General features: G+C 69.5%; 18 protein-coding genes and 1 riboswitch. Of the genes, 16 read left to right on the top strand and 2 right to left on the bottom strand.

Features of this window, described 5'->3' with window-relative positions; all coding sequences use genetic code 11:
• Positions 1-27 precede the first annotated feature (27 nt).
• The 12 genes from pheS to argH all read left to right on the top strand — a co-directional run bounded on the left by pheS (position 28) and on the right by argH (position 15,509).
• Complete coding sequence (gene pheS / locus ASF63_RS09850) at positions 28-1,068, top strand: phenylalanine--tRNA ligase subunit alpha (protein ID WP_056513056.1); 1,041 nt, start codon at positions 28-30, stop codon at positions 1,066-1,068.
• Complete coding sequence (gene pheT, locus ASF63_RS09845) at positions 1,068-3,572, top strand: phenylalanine--tRNA ligase subunit beta (protein ID WP_056513053.1); 2,505 nt, start codon at positions 1,068-1,070, stop codon at positions 3,570-3,572. Before pheS ends, pheT begins: the two co-directional genes overlap by 1 nt.
• Before the next feature lie 128 nt (positions 3,573-3,700).
• Positions 3,701-4,417, top strand: coding sequence for a DUF402 domain-containing protein (locus tag ASF63_RS09840; RefSeq protein ID WP_056513051.1), 717 nt, complete (start codon positions 3,701-3,703; stop codon positions 4,415-4,417).
• Positions 4,418-4,481: 64 nt separating this feature from the next.
• Positions 4,482-5,447 carry an NAD-dependent epimerase/dehydratase family protein gene (locus ASF63_RS09835; protein ID WP_056513048.1) on the top strand — a complete coding sequence of 322 codons (966 nt, stop codon included), beginning with the start codon at positions 4,482-4,484 and terminating at the stop codon, positions 5,445-5,447.
• Positions 5,448-5,470: 23 nt separating this feature from the next.
• A riboswitch (TPP riboswitch) is annotated at positions 5,471-5,564 on the top strand.
• Positions 5,555-6,403: a hydroxyethylthiazole kinase gene (gene thiM, locus ASF63_RS09830; RefSeq protein ID WP_056513046.1), complete on the top strand. Its 849-nt coding sequence runs from the start codon at positions 5,555-5,557 to the stop codon at positions 6,401-6,403. Its footprint overlaps the riboswitch before it by 10 nt.
• A complete protein-coding gene (gene thiD / locus ASF63_RS09825; protein ID WP_056513043.1) occupies positions 6,400-8,550 on the top strand; it encodes a bifunctional hydroxymethylpyrimidine kinase/phosphomethylpyrimidine kinase in 2,151 nt (716 codons plus the stop codon). The genes thiM and thiD overlap by 4 nt, the downstream gene beginning before the upstream one ends.
• Positions 8,551-8,824: 274 nt before the next feature.
• Positions 8,825-9,877: an N-acetyl-gamma-glutamyl-phosphate reductase gene (gene argC, locus ASF63_RS09820; RefSeq protein WP_056513040.1), complete on the top strand. Its 1,053-nt coding sequence runs from the start codon at positions 8,825-8,827 to the stop codon at positions 9,875-9,877.
• Complete coding sequence (gene argJ, locus ASF63_RS09815; protein ID WP_056513037.1) at positions 9,874-11,031, top strand: bifunctional glutamate N-acetyltransferase/amino-acid acetyltransferase ArgJ; 1,158 nt, start codon at positions 9,874-9,876, stop codon at positions 11,029-11,031. Before argC ends, argJ begins: the two co-directional genes overlap by 4 nt.
• A complete protein-coding gene (gene argB / locus ASF63_RS09810; RefSeq protein ID WP_056513034.1) occupies positions 11,028-11,945 on the top strand; it encodes an acetylglutamate kinase in 918 nt (305 codons plus the stop codon). Before argJ ends, argB begins: the two co-directional genes overlap by 4 nt.
• Positions 11,942-13,153, top strand: a complete 1,212-nt coding sequence (locus ASF63_RS09805; RefSeq protein ID WP_056513031.1) for an acetylornithine transaminase — start codon at positions 11,942-11,944, stop codon at positions 13,151-13,153. The genes argB and ASF63_RS09805 overlap by 4 nt, the downstream gene beginning before the upstream one ends.
• Positions 13,150-14,079: an ornithine carbamoyltransferase gene (gene argF, locus ASF63_RS09800; protein WP_056312147.1), complete on the top strand. Its 930-nt coding sequence runs from the start codon at positions 13,150-13,152 to the stop codon at positions 14,077-14,079. The genes ASF63_RS09805 and argF overlap by 4 nt, the downstream gene beginning before the upstream one ends.
• Positions 14,079-15,509 (top strand): argininosuccinate lyase, encoded by a 1,431-nt coding sequence (gene argH, locus ASF63_RS09795; RefSeq protein WP_056513028.1) that lies wholly within the window; start codon positions 14,079-14,081, stop codon positions 15,507-15,509. The genes argF and argH overlap by 1 nt, the downstream gene beginning before the upstream one ends.
• A gap of 111 nt (positions 15,510-15,620) precedes the next feature.
• On the opposite strand, the gene ASF63_RS09790 is transcribed toward argH, so the two are convergent.
• Positions 15,621-16,208 carry a DUF1349 domain-containing protein gene (locus ASF63_RS09790; RefSeq protein WP_056513027.1) on the bottom strand — a complete coding sequence of 196 codons (588 nt, stop codon included), beginning with the start codon at positions 16,206-16,208 and terminating at the stop codon, positions 15,621-15,623.
• A 59-nt stretch (positions 16,209-16,267) separates the two neighbouring features.
• Here ASF63_RS09790 and ASF63_RS09785 point away from each other — a divergent pair, with 59 nt between their 5' ends.
• The 4 genes from ASF63_RS09785 to ASF63_RS09770 all read left to right on the top strand — a co-directional run bounded on the left by ASF63_RS09785 (position 16,268) and on the right by ASF63_RS09770 (position 20,040).
• On the top strand, positions 16,268-16,912 hold the full coding sequence (locus ASF63_RS09785) for a SatD family protein (protein ID WP_056513024.1): 645 nt from the start codon (positions 16,268-16,270) through the stop codon (positions 16,910-16,912).
• Positions 16,909-17,784 (top strand): hypothetical protein, encoded by an 876-nt coding sequence (locus ASF63_RS09780; protein WP_056513021.1) that lies wholly within the window; start codon positions 16,909-16,911, stop codon positions 17,782-17,784. Before ASF63_RS09785 ends, ASF63_RS09780 begins: the two co-directional genes overlap by 4 nt.
• Before the next feature lie 61 nt (positions 17,785-17,845).
• A complete protein-coding gene (tyrS, locus tag ASF63_RS09775; protein ID WP_200934008.1) occupies positions 17,846-19,147 on the top strand; it encodes a tyrosine--tRNA ligase in 1,302 nt (433 codons plus the stop codon).
• Positions 19,148-19,242: 95 nt separating this feature from the next.
• On the top strand, positions 19,243-20,040 hold the full coding sequence (locus ASF63_RS09770; RefSeq protein WP_056513015.1) for a DUF4184 family protein: 798 nt from the start codon (positions 19,243-19,245) through the stop codon (positions 20,038-20,040).
• Here ASF63_RS09770 and ASF63_RS09765 read toward each other — a convergent pair.
• Complete coding sequence (locus ASF63_RS09765) at positions 20,025-21,359, bottom strand: CoA transferase (protein WP_235560765.1); 1,335 nt, start codon at positions 21,357-21,359, stop codon at positions 20,025-20,027. The two genes, ASF63_RS09770 and ASF63_RS09765, sit on opposite strands and share 16 nt — an antisense overlap.
• Between the last annotated feature and the right edge of the window lie 434 nt (positions 21,360-21,793).

Below are 21,793 nucleotides of genomic sequence, written 5' to 3'. Positions count from 1 at the left end.
CGCCCCGCGCCGGTAGACTCCTGTCTCGTGTCTGAGTCTCCCGAAATCACCCCGGAAGCAGTCGAGGCCGCAGTCGCTGCGGCGCTCGAAGCGATCGCCTCAGCCGTCGACACGGCTGAGCTGAAGGCCGCCCGTGCCGCTCACGTCGCAGAAGGATCGCCTCTGGCGGTGCTGAACGCGTCGATGCGCCAGGTGGCTCCTGAGAACAAGGCCGCGTTCGGCAAGCTCGTCGGCCAGGGCCGCGGCCAGGTCACCCAGGCGCTCGCCGCCAAAGAGGCCGAGCTCGCGACCGCGGAGGTCGCCGCGCGCCTCGAATCCGAGCGTGTCGACATCACGGCGGTGCCTTCGCGCACCCGCGTCGGCGCACGGCATCCGCTGACCCTGCTCAGCGAGCAGATCTCCGACATCTTCGTCGGCATGGGGTGGGAGATCGCGGAGGGACCCGAACTCGAGCACGAGTGGTTCAACTTCGACGCCCTGAACTTCGACGTCGATCACCCGGCCCGCCAGGAGCAGGACACCTTCTACGTCGACCCTCCGTCGCGCCACCTCGTGATGCGCACGCACACGAGCCCCGTGCAGGTGCGCTCGATGCTCGAGCGCGATGTGCCGATCTACGTGCTGTGCCCCGGTCGCGTGTACCGCACCGACGAGTTCGATGCCACGCACCTCCCCGTCTTCACGCAGTTCGAGGGCCTCGTCGTCGACAAGGGCATCTCGATGGCGCACCTCAAGGGCACGCTCGACCACGTCGCGCGCCAGCTCTTCGGGCCCGAGGCGAAGACGCGCTTCCGCACGAACTTCTTCCCCTTCACCGAGCCGTCGGCCGAGCTCGACCTGTGGCATCCCACCTTCAAGGGCGGCGCCCGATGGATCGAGTGGGGCGGCTGCGGAATGATCAACCCGAACGTGCTGCGGGCGGCCGGGATCGACCCCGATGTCTACAGCGGCTTCGCCTTCGGGATGGGCGTCGAGCGTGGACTGATGTTCCGCAGCGATGTGCAGGACATGAGGGACATGGCAGAGGGCGATGTCCGATTCAGCGAGCAGTACGGGATGGTGGTGTGATGCGCGTCCCGCTTTCGTGGCTGCGTGAGTACGTCGATCTGGCAGCGGATGCGACGCCTGAGGACGTCCTGGCGGCGATGGTCACCGTCGGCTTCGAAGAGGAGGACGTTCACCGCTTCGAGATCTCCGGTCCCGTGGTCGTCGGTCAGGTCGTCTCTCTCGAGGGGGAGCCCCAGTCGAACGGCAAGACGATCAACTGGTGCCAGGTCGACGTCGGAGAGGCGAACGGCGGCATCCGCGGGATCGTCTGCGGTGCGCACAACTTCGTCGCCGGCGACAAGGTCGTCGTGACCCTGCCCGGCGCCGTACTGCCAGGCCCGTTCCCGATCGCCGCGCGCAAGACCTACGGTCATGTGTCCGACGGCATGATCGCGTCGGCGCGCGAGCTGGGTCTCGGTGACGAGCACAACGGCATCCTCGTGCTCGCCGACCTCGGCATCGACGCGCCCGTCGGCACCGACGCCATCGCCCTGCTCGGGCTCGATGATGTCGCGGTCGAGATCAACGTCACCCCTGACCGCGGGTACGCGTTCTCGCTCCGAGGTGTCGCTCGCGAGTACTCGCACGCCACCGGTGCGGCCTTCCGCGACCCTGCCGAGCGCGACTTCGCCGAACTCCAGCCCGGTACCGGGCACACGGCGGTCGTCGACGACACAGCTCCCATTCGCGGACGCTCCGGTGCGAGCGAGTTCGTCACCCGGGTGGTCCGCGGGGTCGACCCCTCGCGGCCGACCCCGCCCTGGATGATCGCTCGTCTGTCGCTCGCAGGCATGCGCTCGCTCGGCATCCTGATCGACATCACCAACTACGTGATGCTCGAGCTCGGCCAGCCCCTGCACGGTTACGACCTCGACAAGCTCGCAGGGGGAATCACGGTGCGCCGTGCGGCCGTCGGCGAGAAGATGACGACGCTCGACGGTCAGGAGCGCACGCTCCATACCGAAGACCTGCTCATCACGGATGAGTCCGGTCCGATCGGGCTCGCCGGTGTCATGGGCGGCGGCACCACCGAGATGAGCGACACCACGCATAACGTGCTCATCGAGGCCGCGACGTTCGACCCGATCACGATCGCGCGCACCGCGCGTCGTCACAAGCTGCCGAGTGAGGCCTCCAAGCGCTTCGAGCGCGGAGTCGACCCGCTCGTGCCGTTCGTCGCCGCACGGCGCGCCGCCGACCTGATGGTCGAGCTCGCCGGTGGCACGCTCGCCGACGAGGGCGGCGCACTGTTCGCCGAGATCTTCGTCGCCGACATCGAGCTCCCGCGCGGATTCGTCCAGGGCCTGATCGGCGTCGACTACACCGACGCCGAGATCGAGGGTGCGCTGACGACGATCGGTGCGGAGGTCACCGAGGCGGATGCCGGCTGGACCGTCATCCCGCCGACCTGGCGCCCCGACCTCACCGACAAGTGGTCGCTCGCCGAGGAGGTCGCCCGCATCCACGGGCTCGACCGGATTCCCTCGGTGCTGCCAACGCCGCCATCGGGTCGCGGCCTGACCGCACACCAGCAGGGTCGTCGCCGCGTCGCCGACGCGCTGGCCGCCGCCGGACTCGTCGAGACGCCTTCTTTCCCGTTCACCACCGAGTCGGAGAACGATCTGCACGGTTCGGCGTCGGGCGAGCACGTGCCCAGCATCCGCATCGCCAACCCGCTCGACGGGTCCGCACCGTTCCTGCGTCGCTCGCTCATCCCGGGGCTCCTGCAGACCGCGCATCGCAACATCTCCCGCGGTCTCACCGATCTCGCCCTGTTCGAGACCGGCGTCGTCTTCCTGCCGCAGCCGGGTGTCGAGTACGGCACCGACGAGGTGCCTCCGCTCGGGGCGCGTCCGTCGGACGAGACGCTCGCCGCCCTGAACGCATCGATCCCGCCGCAGCACCGGCACGTGGCGGTGCTGCTCACGGGCAACATCATCGCGCGCCAGCCCGGCCGCGCCGCAGAACCGGCAGGCCTGTCCGAGGCACTCGACGCTGCTCGCGTCATCGCCGCGGCTGCGGGCGTCGACATCGACGTCGTCCAGGGGCAGCGTGCGGCGCTGCACCCCGGGCGCACCGGCGTCCTGTCGGTGGGCGATGTCGAGGTCGGCTATGTCGGCGAGCTCCACCCCGACGTCGCCGCCGGCGCCGACCTGCCGGGTCGCGCGACAGTGCTTGAGATCGACCTCGACGGCATCCTGGCGCTGGCTGACTCCCGCGCCGTGGCCGCCTCCCTGTCGACGTTCCCCGCCGCCACGCAGGACGTCTCGCTCGTGCTCGGCGCCGACGTGCCGGCGGGCGCTGTCCGCGCCGCGCTGGTGGAAGGTGCCGGTGCGCTGCTCGAGGCGATCCGTCTCGTCGACGACTACCGCGGAGAGGGCCTCTCCGAGGGGGAGAAGAGCCTCACATTCGCGCTGCGGTTCCGCGCCGACGACCGCACGCTCACGGCTGCCGAGGCCACCGAGGCGAAGCTCGCCGGCGTCGCCGTAGCCTCCGAGCGCTTCGGCGCGACGCTGCGCGACTGACCCATCGCTTCGCGAGCCGCGCCCCAGGGCAAGCGGTTCGCGAAGCGATGGTCGCGGCGTCGGATCCGGATGCGATCGCCCCGCCGAGCCGACCCGAATCCCGCGGGTGCCCGAGGTAGCGTGTCGTGATGAGCATCCTTCCTCACAGCACCCCTGCGGCGGTGCCGGACGGCGTCAGAGCGATGGGCGAGGGGCCCTTCCTGCAGCCCGGCGATCAGATCGACTGGCACTACCGCAAGCCGGGCTGGCAGCCGGGTGACGCGTCGACGATCACGCCCATGCGCGTGGTGCGCGACGACGAGCGCGGGCTCGTGGCGTGGCTCGCGCCAGGGACCCTCCAGGAGGGGCAGGGGACGCCCGAGGGCGAGCGGATACGCACGGTTCCACTGGAGCGGCGCTGGCTCGACCCGCGGACGAGGATCGTCGAGGAGTGGTGGGGCAACGGCATCCTCCGCATCGCCCCGGCGGGCGCCGCGTGGTCGGTGTGGTTGTTCTGGAGTGAGGTGAGCGGATCGGACTGGCAGTTCGCCGGATGGTACGTGAACCTCGAGAACGCTCATCTGCGCACCGACCGCGACACCTACTCGTCGGATCACATCCTCGACGTCGAGATCGAACCGGACGGCCGCGTGCACCTCAAGGACGAGGACGAGCTCGTCGCGGCCATCGCGCAGGGGCGCCTCACGCGCGAGCAGGCCGCGCAGATCGAGCGACACGCGGACGCCGCGATCGAGTCGTTCCATGCGGGCGAGTGGCCGTTCGATCCGGAGTGGCGGCAGTGGCGCCCTGACTCCTCGTGGACGGTGCCGGTGCTTGCCGGGCTGGGCGACCTGCGCAGGTCGTGAGCACGGCATCCGCCCTGAGCGGAAGACCCTTCCGCTCGTGGACGGATGCTGATGGCATGGGTGCATGACAGACGTACTGATCCTCGGCGGAACGGGCTGGCTGTCGGGCCGGATCGCCCGACGGATGCTGGTGAACGGGGCGACCGTGATGTGCCTCGCACGGGGAGGACGCCCGTCTCCCGAGGGAGCGAGCCTCGTGCTGGCCGACCGGGATGACCCTGCGGCCTACGACGCCGTGGCGGGTCGCGACTGGGACCACGTGATCGATGTCTCATCGAATGCGGCCCACGTCGAGGCGGCGGTGACCGCGCTCGGGCAACGGGCCGCCCGCTGGACGTATGTCTCGTCGATGTCGGTGTACTCCGACGACGCGACGGTGGGAGCCGACGAGACGGCTCCCGTGCATGCAGCGGCGAAGCCGGGCGACGAGTACGAGTACGGCGCGCAGAAGGTCGCGGCCGAGAACGCCGTGCGTACGCTCGGTGAGCGAGCGCTGGTCGTACGCCCCGGGCTTATCGTCGGCGAGGGGGACCCGAGCGATCGCTTCGGATACTGGGCTGCGGCCTTCCTGCGCGCGGTCGACGGGCCCGTTCTGCTGCCGAATGCCGAGGGGCGCAGTGCGCAGGTGATCGACGTCGACGATCTGTCGGAGTTCGTCGCCACGACGCATGCCGCCGGCGTGGTCAACGCGATCGGCGACCGGCACCCGCTCGCCGAAGTGCTCGCGACCGTGCGGCGGAGCGCCGCGTACGGGGGTGACACGGTGACGGCCGATGACGAGTGGCTGGTCGAGAACGGCGTCGGGTACTGGGCGGGGGAGCGCTCGCTGCCCCTCTGGCTGCCCGCCGAGATGGCCGGCTTCATGACCCGCACCAACGCCCGGTATCGCGCCGCGGGCGGCACCCTGCGACCGCTCGACGAGACCGTCGCGGCCGTCATCGCCGACGAGCAGGAGCGCGGAATCGACCGTGACAGGCGCGCGGGGCTCACCCGCGCCGACGAGCTGGAGCTGCTGCAGCGGCGAGGGTGATCTCCGGTCGTCGCTAGACTTCGAGCAGTGACACGGGGTGCCGCATCCGCGGCTGAGAACAGACCCGTCGAACCTGATCTAGTTCGTACTAGCGAAGGGATGTCGCAATGAGCGATCGTCTGCGTCCAGAATCCGAATCGACCCTGGTGGCCTCGGCCGCCGAGCTGCTGTCCGCGCTCCGTGAGTCACCACCGCTGACTCACTGCATCACCAATTCCGTCGTCACCGGCTTCACGGCCAACGTGCTCCTGGCTCTCGGGGCAGCACCCGCGATGGTCGACATCGTCGACGAGGCGGGTCTCTTCGCGGGCGTCGCGTCCGGAGTGCTGATCAACCTCGGAACTCCGACCCCCGAGCAGCGGGCCGCGAGTCTCGAAGCCGTCGCGGGTGCTACGGCGGCGGGCACTCCCTGGGTGCTCGATCCGGTCGCGATCGGTTCGCTGCCCGTGCGCACCGCGCTCGCGCACGACCTCGTCGCCTCGCGCCCCACGGCGATCCGCGGGAACGCCTCCGAGATCCTCGCACTCGCAGGACTCAGCGCCGGAGGGCGCGGGGTCGATGCCACCGACACCACCGATGCCGCCTCCGACGCCGCCCTCGCACTCGCCGCCCGTCACGGCTCGGTCGTCGCCGTCTCGGGGCCCGTCGACCTGATCACCGACGGGCTGCGCGTCGTGCGGATCGCGAACGGCGACGAGCTGCTCACCAGGGTCACCGGTGGCGGGTGTGCACTGGGCGCCGTGATGGCCGCCTTCCTGGGGGCCGCCCGCACCGCCGGGTCCGATCCGCTGACCGCCGTCGCGTCGGCGAGCCTGGTGTACACGATCGCCGCGGAACGCGCCGCCGCACGGGCCTCGGGTCCTGGCAGCTTCGCGGTCGAGTTCCTCGACGCGCTCGCATCCGTGGAGCCGCACGACATCGGCGCTGCGGCACGCGTCGAGGAGCGTGCGCTGTGATCGCGGACCTCTCGCTGTATCTGGTGACGGACCCGGACCTCTGCGGGGAACGCGGTGTCGTCGAGACCGTCCGCCGTGCCGTCGACGGGGGAGTGCGCATCGTGCAGCTGCGAGACAAGAGCGCGACGGATGCCGAGACCGCCGATCAGCTGGTCGAGCTGTCGCGCGTGATCGCCGGCCGTGCGCTCCTCCTGGTGAACGATCGCCTGGATGCTGCCCTCGCCGCGCGTGAGCAAGGAGCGCGGGTCGACGGCGTGCATCTCGGGCAGGGCGACGCATCGGTGCTGCGAGCACGCGAGACACTGGGGCCCGAGGCGCTCATCGGCCTCACGGCGAACAGCCTGGAGCATTTCGAGGCTGTGCGCGCGCTGCCGCCCGGCACGGTCGACTATCTGGGCGTCGGCGTCATCCGCCCCACCACCACCAAGCCCGACCACCCGCCGGCCCTCGGCGTCGAGGGCTTCCGTGCCCTCGTCGAGACGACCGTGCTCCCGTGCGTGGCGATCGGAGGTGTGGGCATCGACGACACCGAGCGGCTGCGGAGTGCGGGTGCGGCCGGCCTCGCGGTGGTCTCGGCGCTGTGCGCGGCTGCGGATCCGGCCGAGACGGCAGAGGCGTTCGTGCGTCGCTGGCGCGAGGCGGGCACGCCGCGGGTGCTCAGCATCGCCGGGAGTGACCCGTCCGGTGGGGCGGGGATCCAGGCCGACCTCAAGTCGATCGCCGCGAACGGCGGCTATGGCATGGCGGCGCTCACCGCGCTGACCGCCCAGAACACCACCGGCGTGCGTGGCGTGCATGTGCCGCCTGCGGCCTTCCTGCGCGAGCAGCTCGATGCGATCTCCGACGACATCGTCATCGACGCGGTCAAGATCGGGATGCTCGCGAACGCCGACGTCATCCGCACGGTCGCCGACTGGCTCGATGCCGTTCGGCCGCCGATCGTCGTCGTCGACCCGGTGATGGTCGCCACCAGCGGCGACAGGCTGCTCGATCAGGACGCCGAGGCGGCACTGCGCGGGCTCCTCCGCCGTGCACACGTCGTGACCCCCAACCTCGACGAGCTCGCCGTGCTGGCCGGGCGGACGATCGCCGGATGGGGCGACGCGCTCGCCGCAGCAGAGGAGCTGTCGACGGCGATCGGGGCGGCGGTGCTCGTCAAGGGCGGGCACCTCGCCGGGGACGACGTCCCCGATGCGCTCGTGAACGCCGCCGAGGGAGTGCGACGGGAGTACCAGGGCACTCGGATCCGCACCGCGAACACGCATGGCACGGGGTGCTCGCTCTCCTCTGCACTGGCCACCCGTCTGGCTCGCGGCGAGACGGCCGTCGACGCCGTCGCCTCGACCCGGGCGTGGCTGCGCGAGTCACTGCGCGAGAGCGAGCCACTGCACGTCGGACGCGGTCACGGACCGGTCAGCCATCTCGCAGGACTGTGGGAGCGCGGCGGGCTCGAGACGAGACCGACGCCGGAGCAGATCCGCGCCACGTTGTGGGCGCGCACAGCCGACGTGAGGGCGGGGATCGACGACCTCCCCTTCATCCGCGGACTGGCCGACGGCACTCTCGATCGGGAGCCGTTCCTGTTCTACCTCTCTCAGGATGCCCTGTACCTCCGCGAGTACGCCCGTGTGCTCGCCGAAGCCTCACTCCTCTCTCCCACTCCGCACGAGCAGGCGTTCTGGGCGCGCTCCGCCGAGGGGGCGATCATCGGCGAACTCGAGCTGCATGCGTCGTGGCTGACTCCGGGTGAGGGAGTGGACGCGGCGATGTTCTCGGTTGCTCCCGCTCCTGCGACTGTGGCCTACCTCGACCACCTGCGCTCCGTGGCCTTCGGTGGCGACTACGCCGAGCTCATCGCCGCGGTGCTGCCGTGCTTCTTGCTCTACACCGACCTCGGCCAGCGTCTGCACGCGGGGGAGTTCGGCGAATATGCGCGGGATCCCCGGCATCCGTACGCCTCCTGGCTCGCAACCTACGCGGACCCGGGGTTCGAGGACGCCACGGACCAGGCGATCGCCCTGGTCTCGGACGCAGCGGCGACCGCTGCCCCGGCCACCCGGGAACGGATGCTTCGCGCCTTCGAGGTGTCGAGCGCCCACGAGCTCGCCTTCTTCGCCGCACCGTTCGCTTCTGCCGCCTCTGCGTGACGGATCGGATTTGCGCATGCCGCGACGAGCGCGCTATCGTCGCGGCATGTCCTCGCCCGCCTTCGCTCCCGCCACGCGGTTCCTGAGCGAGCGCAGCGAGTCGAAGGGCGCTCCGAGCGTCATCGCCGTGCGCCGACGCCGCAGCGGCCGCCGACTCTAGGCGACCCTGCGCTTCTGCCTGCACACGCACGGCGGTCGAGTGCCGGTGTCGCCGCCCCGGTTCCCGACATTGCACCCCGAGTTCGACACGGGGCCTGACCGTTAAGGTAGAAGCATGACGTACTCCGTCGCCGTCTCCGGCGCATCCGGCTACGCGGGCGGCGAGATCCTGCGCCTCCTCGCGTCGCATCCCGACATCGAGATCCGCACCGTCACGGCGCACTCGAATGCAGGCCAACCGCTGGTGCAGCATCAGCCGCATCTGCGTTCTCTCGCCCACCTCACGCTGCAGGACACGACCCCAGAGATCCTCTCAGGGCACGACATCGTCTTCCTCGCCCTCCCGCACGGTCAGTCCGGCCAGTACACGGACGCGCTCGGCGACACCCCGCTCGTGATCGATGCGGGAGCCGACCACCGACTCACCTCCCAGGACTCATGGGATTCGTTCTACGGGGGCGACTTCCACGAGCCCTGGGCGTACGGCGTGCCCGAGCTGCTCGTCGGCGGCATCAAGCAGCGGGAGACGCTGCGCGGCGCGACACGGATCGCTGCCCCCGGCTGCAACGCCTCGACGGTGAGCCTCAGCCTGGCCCCGGGAGTCGCGGCCGGTGTGATCGATGCCAGTGACATCGTCTCGGTGCTCGCGGTCGGTCCCTCGGGCGCAGGCAAGAGCCTCAAGACGAACCTGCTCGCCAGCGAGATCCTGGGCAGCGCCAACCCCTATGCGGTCGGCGGGACCCATCGGCACATCCCCGAGATCCGCCAGGCGCTCGCCGCGGCGTCCGGAGCCGCGCCCGACGGCATCCGCATCTCGTTCACGCCCGTGCTCGTGCCGATGTCGAGGGGGATCCTCGCCACGTCGACCGCACCGATCGTCGATGGCGTCAGCGACGCGGAGATCCGCGCCGCATGGGAGGACGCATACGGTGACGAGACCTTCGTGCAGCTGCTGCCGGCCGGTCAGTTCCCGCGCACGGCAGATGTTCTCGGCGCCAACACCGCGCTGATCGGTCTCGCAATCGACCGTGCCGCGAACCGCGTGACCGTGGTCACCGCCGTCGACAACCTCGTCAAGGGCACCGCAGGCGCTGCCATCCAGTCCATGAACCTCGCGCTGGGGCTGCCCGAGTCCCGCGCCCTCTCAGTGAACGGAGTCGCGCCGTGAGCGTCACCGCCCCCGCAGGATTCGAGGCGGCCGGAGTCGCCGCCGGCCTCAAATCGACCGGCAAGCCCGATGTCGCCGTGGTCGTCAACCGCGGCCCGCGCAAGGTCGGCGCCGCAGTCTTCACGAGCAACCGTGCCAAGGCCAACCCGATCATCTGGTCGCAGCAGGCGGTGGCCGACCGCGTCGTAGAGGCCGTCGTGCTCAACTCCGGGGGAGCGAACTGCTTCACCGGCAGCTTCGGCTTCCAGACGACGCATCAGACCGCCGAGAAGGCAGCCGAGCTGCTCGGCGTCAGTGCCGGCGACGTGTTGATCTGCTCGACGGGCCTGATCGGCGTGGGCGACGAGGTCTTCCGCGCCAAGGTGCTCTCGGGCACCGAACAGGCGATCGCCGAGCTGTCGACCGACGGCGGCGAGGTCGCGGCCGAGGCCATCATGACCACCGACAGCGTGTCGAAGACCGCCGTCGTCAGCCGCGACGGCTGGAGCATCGGCGGAATGGCCAAGGGCGCGGGCATGCTCGCCCCCGGCCTTGCGACCATGCTGGTCGTCATCACCACGGATGCCGTGCTCGAGCCGCTCGAGGCGGATGCCGCGCTGCGCACCGCGACCGGAACCACGTTCGACCGGCTCGACTCCGACGGATGCATGTCGACGAACGACCAGGTCACCCTGCTCGCGAACGGTGCGTCCGGCGTCACTCCCGACCTCGAGGAGTTCTCGGCCGCACTGCGGGAGCTGTGCCAGCAGCTCGCGGTCAAGCTGCAGGGCGATGCCGAGGGGGCGAGCCACGACATCACCATCGAGGTGCAGCACGCGGTCTCCGAGAGTGAGGCGGTGGAGGTCGGCCGCTCGGTCGCCCGCAACAACCTGTTCAAGGCGGCGATCTTCGGAAACGACCCCAACTGGGGCAGAGTGCTCGCCGCGATCGGCACCACGAACGCCCAGTTCGACCCATACGACGTGGATGTCTGGATGAACGGCGTGCGCGTGTGCAGCGAGGGCGGCCCCGATCGCCCCCGCGAAGAGGTCGACCTGACGCCCCGTGCTACGCACCTGGTGATCGACCTCAAGGTCGGCGACGACACGGCCACGATCCTCACGAACGACCTCACCCACGATTACGTGCACGAGAACAGCGCCTACGCCTCATGACCGACATCCAGGACACCACGCCAGACGTCGCCGCGGTCAAGGCCGCGACGCTCATCGAGTCGCTTCCGTGGCTGAAGAAGTTCCGCGACCAGATCGTCGTGGTCAAGTACGGCGGCAACGCCATGGTCTCGGACGAGCTGCAGGAGGCGTTCGCGCAGGACATCGCCTACCTGCGCTACGTCGGCGTGCAGCCGGTGGTCGTGCACGGCGGTGGGCCGCAGATCTCCGACATGCTGCAGCGGCTCGAGATCCCGAGCGAGTTCAAGGGCGGTTACCGCGTCACGAACACCGAGGCGATCAGCGTCGTGCGCATGGTGCTCACCGGTCAGGTGAACCCGCAGCTCGTCTCGAAGATCAACTCGCACGGTCCGATCGCGACCGGTCTCAGCGGGGAGGACGCGGGGCTCTTCGGAGGTCGTCGTCGAGGCGTGGTGATCGACGGCGAGGAGATCGATCTCGGACGCGTCGGAGACGTCGTCGAGGTCGACCCGACGCCCGTGCTCGACCACCTGGCGGCCGGCCGAGTGCCGGTGGTCTCCAGCATCGCGCCCGATCTCGACCACCCCGGTCAGTCCCTCAACGTGAACGCGGATGCCGCGGCTGCAGCCCTCGCCGTGGCGCTGAACGCACGCAAGCTCGTCATCCTCACGGATGTCCCCGGGCTCTACGCCGACTGGCCCAACCGCGACTCGCTCGTCTCGCACCTCACCTCGGAGGCGCTCATCGAGATGCTCCCGACACTCGAATCCGGCATGATCCCGAAGATGAAGGCCTGCCTGGATGCGATCCAAGGCGGCGTCGACGCCGCCGCCATCATCGACGGACGCGTGCCGCACTCGGTGCTCGTCGAACTCTTCACCAGCAAGGGAATCGGAACAGAAGTGGTCATGGGAAGCGCAGGGACGAACGCATGAGCAATTGGCAGGATGACGCAGCGAGCGATCTGGTCCTCAACGCCGGGCCCCGCCTGGCGATGCTCACGCGCGGCGAGGGCTCGTACCTCTGGGACTCCGAGGGCAAGCGCCACCTCGATTTCCTCGCCGGCATCGCGGTGACGTCGCTCGGGCACGCGCATCCGGTGTTCGTCGAGGCCGTCTCACGGCAGGCGGCGACTCTCGCACACGTGTCGAACTACTTCGCCACCCCGTCGCAGCTCGCGCTCGCCGCACGGCTGAAGCGCCTCGCCGGCGCCGGCATCGACGGCCGCGTCTTCTTCTCGAACTCCGGAGCCGAGGCCAACGAGGCGGCGTTCAAGCTCGCCCGTCTCCACGGCGGCACGGAGAAGCCGCGCATCATCGCCCTCGAGAACGGGTTCCACGGGCGCACCATGGGCTCGCTCGCGCTCACTGCCAAGGCTGCGATGCGCGCGCCCTTCGAGCCGATGCCCGGCGGCGTCGAGCACATACCGGCGACGATCGAGGCTCTCGAGGCAGCGATCGACGATCGGGTCGCCGCCGTGATCGTGGAGCCCATCCAGGGTGAAGCCGGCGTCGTCGAGCTGCCGGAGGGCTACCTGCAGGCGGCGCGGTCGCTGACTCTGAAGCACGGAGCACTGCTCATCGTCGACGAGATCCAGACGGGCGCGGGACGAACCGGAGCCTGGTTCGGATTCAGCCACGAGGGCATCACCCCCGACGCCATCACGCTCGCGAAGGGCATCGGCGGCGGCTTCCCGATCGGCGCACTCGTCACCTACGGTGCGGCGAGCTCGCTCTTCACCCCCGGTTCGCACGGCTCGACGTTCGGCGGCAACCCGCTGGCGACCGCCGTGGCCGACGCGGTGCTCACCGAGATCGAGAACGCGGGCCTCGTCGACAACGCCGCGCGTCGGGGTGAGGAGCTCCGTGACATCATCACCGGGCTCGACTCGCCCCTCGTCACCGGCATCCGCGGTCGCGGACTCCTCATCGGCGTGGCGCTCAGCGCCCCCGTCGCGAACGACGTGGTCGCCGCCGCCCAGGAGCGCGGGCTGATCGTGAACGCCGCGAACCCCGAGACCGTGCGCATCGCGCCGGCGCTCACCATCGGAGACGCCGAGCTCGCCGAGTTCCGCGAACTCTTCGCCGCATCGCTCGCCGATGTCCAGGCATCCCTCACCGAATCCGGAAAGGCCCTCGCATGACCCGCCACCTTCTGCGTGACGACGATCTGACCCCCGCCGAGCAGGCGGAGATCCTCGATCTCGCCATCGAACTGAAGAAGGACCGCTGGGCGAACAAGGCGCTCGCCGGTCCCCAGACGGTCGCGGTGATCTTCGACAAGTCATCGACCCGCACCCGCGTCTCGTTCGCGGTGGGCATCGCCGATCTCGGCGGCTCGCCGCTGATCATCTCGACCGCCAGCAGTCAGCTCGGCGGCAAGGAGACTCCGTCCGACACGGCTCGCGTTCTCGAGCGTCAGGTCGCGGCCATCGTGTGGCGCACCTACGCGCAGGCGGGGCTCGAGGAGATGGCCGCGGGCACCACGGTCCCGGTCGTCAACGCGCTCTCCGACGACTTCCACCCGTGCCAGCTGCTCGCCGACCTGCTCACGATCCGCGAGCACAAGGGAGACCTGAAGGGGCTCACGCTGACGTTCTTCGGGGACGGGCAGAGCAACATGGCGCACTCCTACGCGCTGGCCGGCGTCACCGCCGGCATGCATGTGCGCATCGCGTCGCCCGCCGACTACGCGCCCCGCGCCGACGTCGTCGAGGCGGCCGACCGCCGTGCCGCCGAGACCGGTGGGTCCATCACGCTCTACACCGACGCCGTCGAAGCCGCAGCCGGTGCCGACGTCGTGGTCACCGACACCTGGGTGTCGATGGGCAAGGAGGAGGAGAAGCTCGCGCGCATCCGCGATCTCGGTGGCTACAAGGTGACACCCGAGACGATGCAGATCGCCGATTCCGAGGCGATCTTCATCCACTGCCTCCCTGCCGACCGTGGCTACGAGGTCGACTCCGAGGTGATCGACGGCCCGCAGAGCGTCGTCTGGGACGAGGCCGAGAACCGTCTGCACGCACAGAAGGCGCTGCTCGTCTGGCTGCTCGGCAAGAAGGACGCGTGATGGTCGACTCGAAGAACGAAGGCACCAACGAGGGCGCGCTCTGGGGTGCTCGTTTCGCGAGCGGACCCTCGCCCGAGCTGGTCGAGCTCAGCCGCTCGACGCACTTCGACTGGGTGCTCGCACCGTACGACATCGCCGGCTCCCACGCCCACGCGACCGCGCTCGCGGCGGCCGGGTATCTCGAGCCCGACGAGGCGGCCCGGATGCACGAGGGACTGGATGCCGTCGCGCGCAAGGTCGCGGACGGCACCCTGCAGCCCGTCCCATCCGATGAGGACGTGCACGGTGCTCTCGAGCAGGCTCTCATCGCCGAGCTCGGGCCGGAACTGGGTGGGCGTCTGCGTGCAGGGCGAAGCCGCAACGACCAGATCGCCACGCTCGTGCGGATGTACCTGATCGATCATGCCCGCGTGATCGCCCGTGACCTGCTCCGCGTCATCGATGCGCTCGTCGCCCAGGCGGAGGCGCACCCCGATGCGATCCTCCCCGGACGCACGCACCTGCAGCACGCGCAGCCCGTGCTGCTCGCCCACCACCTGCAGGCGCACGGATGGCCCCTCGTGCGCGAGCTCGAGCGTCTCGTCGACTGGCGTCGTCGTGCCGGCGTCTCGCCGTACGGCGGGGGAGCGCTCGCCGGTTCGACGCTCGGCCTCGATCCGGCTCTCGTCGCCACCGAGCTCGGCCTCGATCGTCCGGCCGAGAACTCCCTCGACGGCACGGCCGCACGCGACGTGGTGGCGGAGTTCGCCTTCATCACCGCGATGACCGGCGTCGACATCTCGCGTCTGAGCGAGGAGATCATCCTCTGGAACACGCGTGAGTTCGGATTCGTGACGCTGCACGACAGCTACTCGACCGGGTCGAGCATCATGCCGCAGAAGAAGAACCCCGACATCGCCGAGCTGGCTCGCGGAAAGTCCGGGCGTCTGATCGGAAACCTGTCGGGTCTCATGGCCACGCTCAAGGGCCTCCCGCTCGCGTACAACCGCGACCTGCAGGAGGACAAGGAGCCGGTATTCGACTCCGTGCAGACGCTCGAGGTCGTGCTCCCCGCATTCGCCGGAATGATCGCGACGCTGCGCTTCGACACCGAGCGGATGGCGGCGCTCGCGCCTCAGGGCTTCTCGCTGGCGACAGATGTCGCCGAGTGGCTCGTCAAGCGGCGTGTCCCGTTCCGTGATGCGCACGAGATCTCCGGCGCCCTCGTCCGGGCCTGCGAGGAGCAGGGGATCGGCCTCGAGGATGCCTCCGACGAGCTGCTGCTGTCGGTCTCGCCGCACCTGATCCCGGATGTCCGTGAGGTTCTCACGATCGAGGGGTCGGTGGCATCGCGCACCGGAGCCGGAGGAACCGCACCCGTGCGGGTGGCGGAGCAGCGCGCAGAGCTCGTGGCCCGCGCTCAGGCGGCCGCGCACGCGCTCGGCCTCTAGCCGGCGTCCCGGCGACGCGACGACTCGCACCACGCAGAACGGCCCGCGGACACTCTCGACGAGAGTCTCCGCGGGCCGTTCGATTCTCCGCGGGTGGTCCGCTGGTGAGACTCAGTGCAGGGCGGCGTCGGCGGCCGAGCGCGTCCAGCGGATGAAACGCACGACGAGCCCGGAACGGGTGGGGCCTGCGAGGAACGGACCGGCGTATGCGGCGGCGTCGCCGTCGAACGGAGCGACCCGGACGAGGCGCCATTCGCCGTCATCCGCACGTGCGCGCACGACCACGGCATCCGGCCAGCGGCTCACGCGGACGGTGATCTCGCTGCCGTGCCAGTCATCGACGTACCCGACCGACCAATCGGATCGGATGTCGGTGACGACGGCTCCGAGGCCGAGGTGCTCGTCGGCGTATTCGATGCCCGCCTTGATCCAGTGCTCGTCATCGATGCGCACGAAGACTCCGGCCTGGTCGAACTGGCCGTCCCACGGTGCACGGAAGGTGACGTCCATCGCCTCGCCCACCGCCAGGGGAGCGAGGAGCGCGTGCTCGGTGTCGTGCACGAAGCCGTAGGCGGTGTGCCGCCAGGCGTCGCTGCCCTCCACCGCGGTCACGTCGAGGTTCTCGCCCTCGGTGGAGAGAGCGACGGGTGGGTGGGTCCAGGAGCCTTCGGCCCAGGGGATGATTGCTGATTCAGGCATGTTCCGAGACTATAGCCAAATAGGGCATAAATGGAAGTTATTCGTGATACGGTTATCACATGGTCATCGCCGTACTCGCCGACATCGTGGGCTCCCGCCAGCTCGACGATCGGTCTGCGGCGCAGCGCATCCTCGACGACACCATCAGGCGGGTGGAGGGCGATCTGCCTCTCGCGCACCAGTCGCTGACGCCCACGGTAGGGGACGAGCAGCAGGGCGTCTACCTCGCGCTCGACGATGCGATGGTGTCGCTTCTGATGATCCAGCTCGCTCTTCCCGACGGCATCGCCTTCCGCTTCGGGATCGGCGTCGGCGACGTGCGCGCGGTCGACTCCGTGCACGGCGAGCTCGCCGACGGCCCCGGCTGGTACGCCGCGCGTGCCGCGATCGAGACCGTGCATGCGAGGGAGGGCCGCACCGTGCCGCGTACGCGCACATGGATTGTCGGTGCTCCAGGGCAGGATGAGGTCATGAACAGCGTGATCGCCGCATCGAACGCCTACCTCCTCGTCCGTGACGAGCTGGTCGGCGCGATGAACGAGCGTGAGCGCCGTCTCACCTACGGGCGCTTGATCGGCAGATCGCAGCATGAGCTGGCGGCCGAGGAGGGCATCTCGCAGCCGAGCGTCTCGAAGTCGTTGCGCAGCGCGGGGAGTGCCGCACTGATCGAGGGCGTGGCCGCCTTGAGAGGATCGAACGCATGATCGTCGCCGGTTTCCTGCTGCTGGCGGTGGGCGCCGCCGATCTCGTGCGGCAGTTCGCGCCGCGTCGGTGGATCGGCTACCTCGCGGTGGCCGTCATCCTGCTGCTGCTCGGCAGCGTGAGCGATGCGCTGCTGCCGATGCTCGCAGGTCTGGTCGTCGGCGCCCTGTGGGTCTGGTGCATGCCGTCGGAGCGATCGGCGCCGCTCGGGTTCTGGCCCGCCGTACTCCTCGGCGTGCTGAGCATCGGTGCCGTGGTGTGGCTCGGTGCTCGGTCGGATGCCGGTCTGATCGGTTCGGTATGGACCCTGCGTTCGCCCTTCGGCGACGTCCCGTTCGATCTCGCGATCCTCACCCTGGGCGCGGCGGTCTTCCTGCTCGAGTCCTCGAACCTCGTGGTGCGCGCCGCGCTCGACGGCGAGCACACCTGGCGGCCCGCCGAGCTGCGGCTCGTCGCGTCCGACACCGCGGTCTCGATCCCTGCTGCCGCCGACGGCGTCGCCGCGGAGCAGGGGCAGGATGCCGGCGCTGCAGAATCCCCCATCGAGGGCGCGTCTGTCGAGGGCGCGGCCGCAGAAAGCGCGTCTGTCGAAGGGATGACCGCCGATGCCCCGGTGTCCGACCCGCGGGCCGGATTCAAGGGCGGGCGCCTGATCGGCCCGCTCGAGCGCATCCTGGTGATGATCCTCACGCTGGCCGCCGCCTACCCGATCCTCGCGGCGATGCTCGCGGCCAAGGGCATCGTGCGATTCCCCGAGATCTCGCGCGACGGCGAGACCGGGGCGCGGGCCGAGTACTTCCTGGTGGGCAGTCTCGTGAGCTGGGTGATCGGGCTGGGGGCGGCGTTCCTGGTGTGGTGGGCAGCCCACAGCTGACAGCAGCATCCGTCCGTGCCGCGGCGAATGGCGGGCGCCCACCGCTGATAGCCTGGAGCGCGTGTCGAATACCGATCTGACGACCGCCCCGCCGGCGATCGACCCCACGTTCGAGAACGTGTGGGACGAACTCCTGTGGCGCGGCCTCGTCCATGTGTCCACTGACCAGGAGGCGCTGCGCGCCCTTCTCGCCGGGGATCCGATCACGTATTACTGCGGTTTCGACCCGACTGCTGCCAGCCTGCACCTCGGCAACCTGGTGCAGCTGCTGACGCTGCGTCGCATCCAGCTCGCCGGGCACAAGCCGCTCGGCCTGGTCGGCGGCTCGACCGGCCTCATCGGCGATCCGCGGCCCACCGCCGAGCGCACGCTCAACACGCGTGAGACCGTCGAGGAGTGGGTCGGGCGCCTGCGGACGCAGGTCGAACGGTACCTCAGCTTCGAGGGCGACAACGCCGCGCGCATCGTGAACAACCTCGACTGGACGGCGCCGCTGTCGGCGATCGACTTCCTGCGCGAGATCGGCAAGCACTACCGTGTGGGCACGATGCTCAAGAAGGATGCGGTCGCCGCGCGCCTGAATTCGGATGAGGGCATCAGCTACACCGAGTTCAGCTACCAGATCCTGCAGGGCATGGACTTCCTCGAGCTGTACCGCCAGTACGACTGCGTCCTGCAGACGGGCGGCTCCGACCAGTGGGGAAACCTCACCAGCGGCACCGATCTCATCCGTCGGTCCGAGGGCGTAGCCGCGCACGCGATCGGCACGCCGCTGATCACGAACAGTGACGGCACCAAGTTCGGCAAGAGCGAGGGCAATGCGATCTGGCTGGATGCGGAGATGTGCAGCCCGTACCGGATGTACCAGTTCTGGCTCAGCACTGCGGATGCCGACGTCATCGAGCGGCTGAAGGTCTTCACGTTCCTGACACGCGCCGAGATCGAGGAGTACGAGGTGCTCGTCGAGTCCGAGCCGTTCCGGCGTGCCGCGCAGAAGCGCCTGGCGCTCGAGGTCGTCGCGACGGTCCACGGGATCGACGCGACGGCCGCCGTGATCGCGGCATCCGATGCTCTGTTCGGCCAGGGTGACCTGACCGCATTGGACGCATCGACGCTGCGCACCGCGCTGGAAGAGCTTCCGAATGCCACGGTCGATGCGGGCTCGTCGGTCGTCGACGCGCTCGTCGCGACGGGGCTGGTCTCGAGCCTGTCCGAGGCTCGCCGCGCGATCGGTCAGGGCGGCGTGTCGCTCGACGGCGAACGCGTCGACGACGAGGCAGCCACCGTGCAGGGAGCCCTTCCCGGAGGCGTCTCCGTGCTCCGCCGCGGCAAGAAGACCCTCGCGGGAGTCTTCCTCACGTGACGATCGCGGTCTGATCGCGTGACGGCGGTCGCCTGGGCTGTTCTCAGGCGGCCGCCGTCACGCTTCACGCCGGCCGAACCGACAGGAGACATCGGATGCCGTTCACACCGAGCCACGCCCTGGTCGCCCTGCCCTTCATCCGCACCCCGCTGGTGCCGGCGGCGATAGCGATCGGCGCGATGACCCCGGACCTTCCGCTGTTCCTGCGCGGTGTCGGCCTCGACTACTCGTTCACGCACACGTTCGGCAACGTGGTGTGGACGGCGCTGGTCGCTTTCGTGCTGTTCGTCATCTGGCGGGTCGTACTGCGTCCGGCCGTCGGTGAGCTCGCCCCGCTGTGGCTGGCGACGCGGATTCCTGCCGAGTGGTCCCAATCGGGAGTGGAGGCGGCACGACTCTCTGTGGGTGCCGGGTCGAAGCGCCGGCTGTATCCAGTGCTGCTCGCCGTCTCGCTGATCCTGGGGGTGCTGTCGCACATCGTCTGGGATCTCTTCACGCACGAGGGGCGCTGGGGCGTCGATGCCTTCCCCGCGCTCGACGAGATGTGGGGCCCTCTGACCGGCTACAAGTGGCTGCAGCACGGGTCGAGCGTGATCGGGCTCGTGGTGATCGCGATCTGGGCGGCGCTCCGACTGCATCGAACCGAACCGCGGGGCGACGTGCCCAGGACACTGCCTGCGGGAGTCCGGATCTCGTGGTGGCTGTCGCTTCCGGTGGTGCTGGTGACGGCCACGGTCATCGGATACCTGGCGTACGGTCCGTTCACCGAGGAGTTCACGTATCAGCACCTCGCGTATCGGATGCTGCCTCCGGCCTGCGCACTATGGGGCGCGCTGACCCTGGCGCTGTGCCTGGCCCTGCCGCTCTTCCGCCGGCATCACCAGCGCGGCTGATCCGACCCCCACCGATGCGGCGCCGCGAACTCGAGCCCGGGAAGTGCGGGACTCGCCGTGGTGACCTGCCGCCCGGCGACGTCGAACGTCGTGGAGTGAGCACTGGCGTCGAACTCGCGCAGCGGTTCCGGCTCATCGGCGCGAGGCATCCCGAGCAGCTCAGCGGCCACCCGACGCAGTGACGTGCGCACCGTCCAGCTGCCGCCTTCGCGCTGACGCCGTTCGAGCAGCGCGATGACAGCGGTCGCGAGCAGGTAGCCGGCACTGTGGTCGAGCGCCTGGGCAGGGAGCGCTCCTGGCCGATCAGCGTCGGGCGACTCGATCAGCGAGATCCCCGATGCGGCCTGCACCAGGCTGTCGAAGCCGACGCGATCCGGCTCATCCACGCCCCAGGCGCTGAGCTGGGCGATCACCAGCCCCGGATACTGCTCGGTCAGTGCGGATGCAGACATGCCGAGGCGGTCGAGCGATGACGGCCGGTACCCGAGCACGACGACATCCGCGGCGGCGAGGAGTTCGCGGAAGCGCTCGCTTCTCGCTTCGAGCAGCGTCGTCCTCTTGCCGTGGCCGGTGTCGAGGTGCTGCCACTCGGGCTCTGCGAGGTCGGGCGGATCCACTCGGAGCACATCGGCGCCGAGCAGCGCGAGAGTGCGGGTGCACACGGGGCCCGCGATCACGCGCGTGAGGTCGAGGACGCGAATGCCGGTGAGCGGTGCACCGCGGTCCTGCGCGAGCGGAGTGCTGCGGAGATGAACGCGGGAATCCTCGACATCCGGTCGTGTGACCTCGAGCAGGGGAGTGGAGCGCCACCGCGCATCGAGGTGAGGATCCTCGCGGAGCACGGGGACGGCGAGGCCACGTTCTGCGGTGATGAGTCCGACCGCTTCGACTGTCGTGCACTCGAGGATGGCTGCACGCATGTCGTCGCCACTCGCGCCGGGATCGAGTCCGAGCCCCGCGAGGAGTCGGTGAGCGTGGTGCGGATAGTTGCCGTGGGTACGCACCCATCCGTCGGCAGAGCGCCAGAACCCCGAATACGCAGACCACACGCCGGGTGCCTTGCCATCGATCGTGAGAACGCGGTCGCTCCTGTAAGCGATGGAGATGCGATCCGGATCGGGCAGCCCGCGGACGCCGGCCACCAGGCTTACGGCTCGAACGCTCGCCCACGCGAGATCCGCGGTGGCCAGACGCGAGGGGAGGGGGACGGGACACGGTGGCCCGGCGTCGAAATCCACGGTGTGGTCCGTCATGCCGAGATCGGAGAACACCCGCTCCAAGAGCGCTGCTGAGGGGGAGGGAATCGGGGGCTGGGTCACGCTGCGATCGTACTCGTGACGCCGATCCGAGACGATAACCGGCCCTGGACTGGGGAAATCCTCGAGCGGACTGGGTGCGACACGCCCGGGGGTGGTGCCTCGATTTGCCAGAACCCCGGAACCCACGTAACTTATTACTTGTTCGCCCCACAGGGAAGCGGAGAGGCCGAGAGCTTCACCCCCCTCAAGCGGAGAACCACCTCCACTCCACTCACTTGCGAGAACAGGCGCCTGCGTCTAGGATGGGAGATCCACCCCTTCTGCGGCTGTCATAAGCTGCGCAGCGGATCCAAGATCTGCACGGCGCGCTGATTTGACAAGCGAGACAGGGTGGCTAAGATAGAGAAGTTGCCCTTCGGGCCTGGTTGTGATGACTGGGTCGTGGGAGCATCCGATCCTTGAGAACTCAACAGCGTGCACTTGTCAAATGCCAA

The sequence above is a fragment of the Microbacterium sp. Leaf320 genome (assembly GCF_001423485.1).
In the GTDB taxonomy this organism is placed as follows: Bacteria; Actinomycetota; Actinomycetes; order Actinomycetales; family Microbacteriaceae; genus Microbacterium.
The sequence above is the reverse complement of the archived record's forward strand: the minus strand, read 5'-3'. Positions and strand labels throughout refer to the sequence as shown.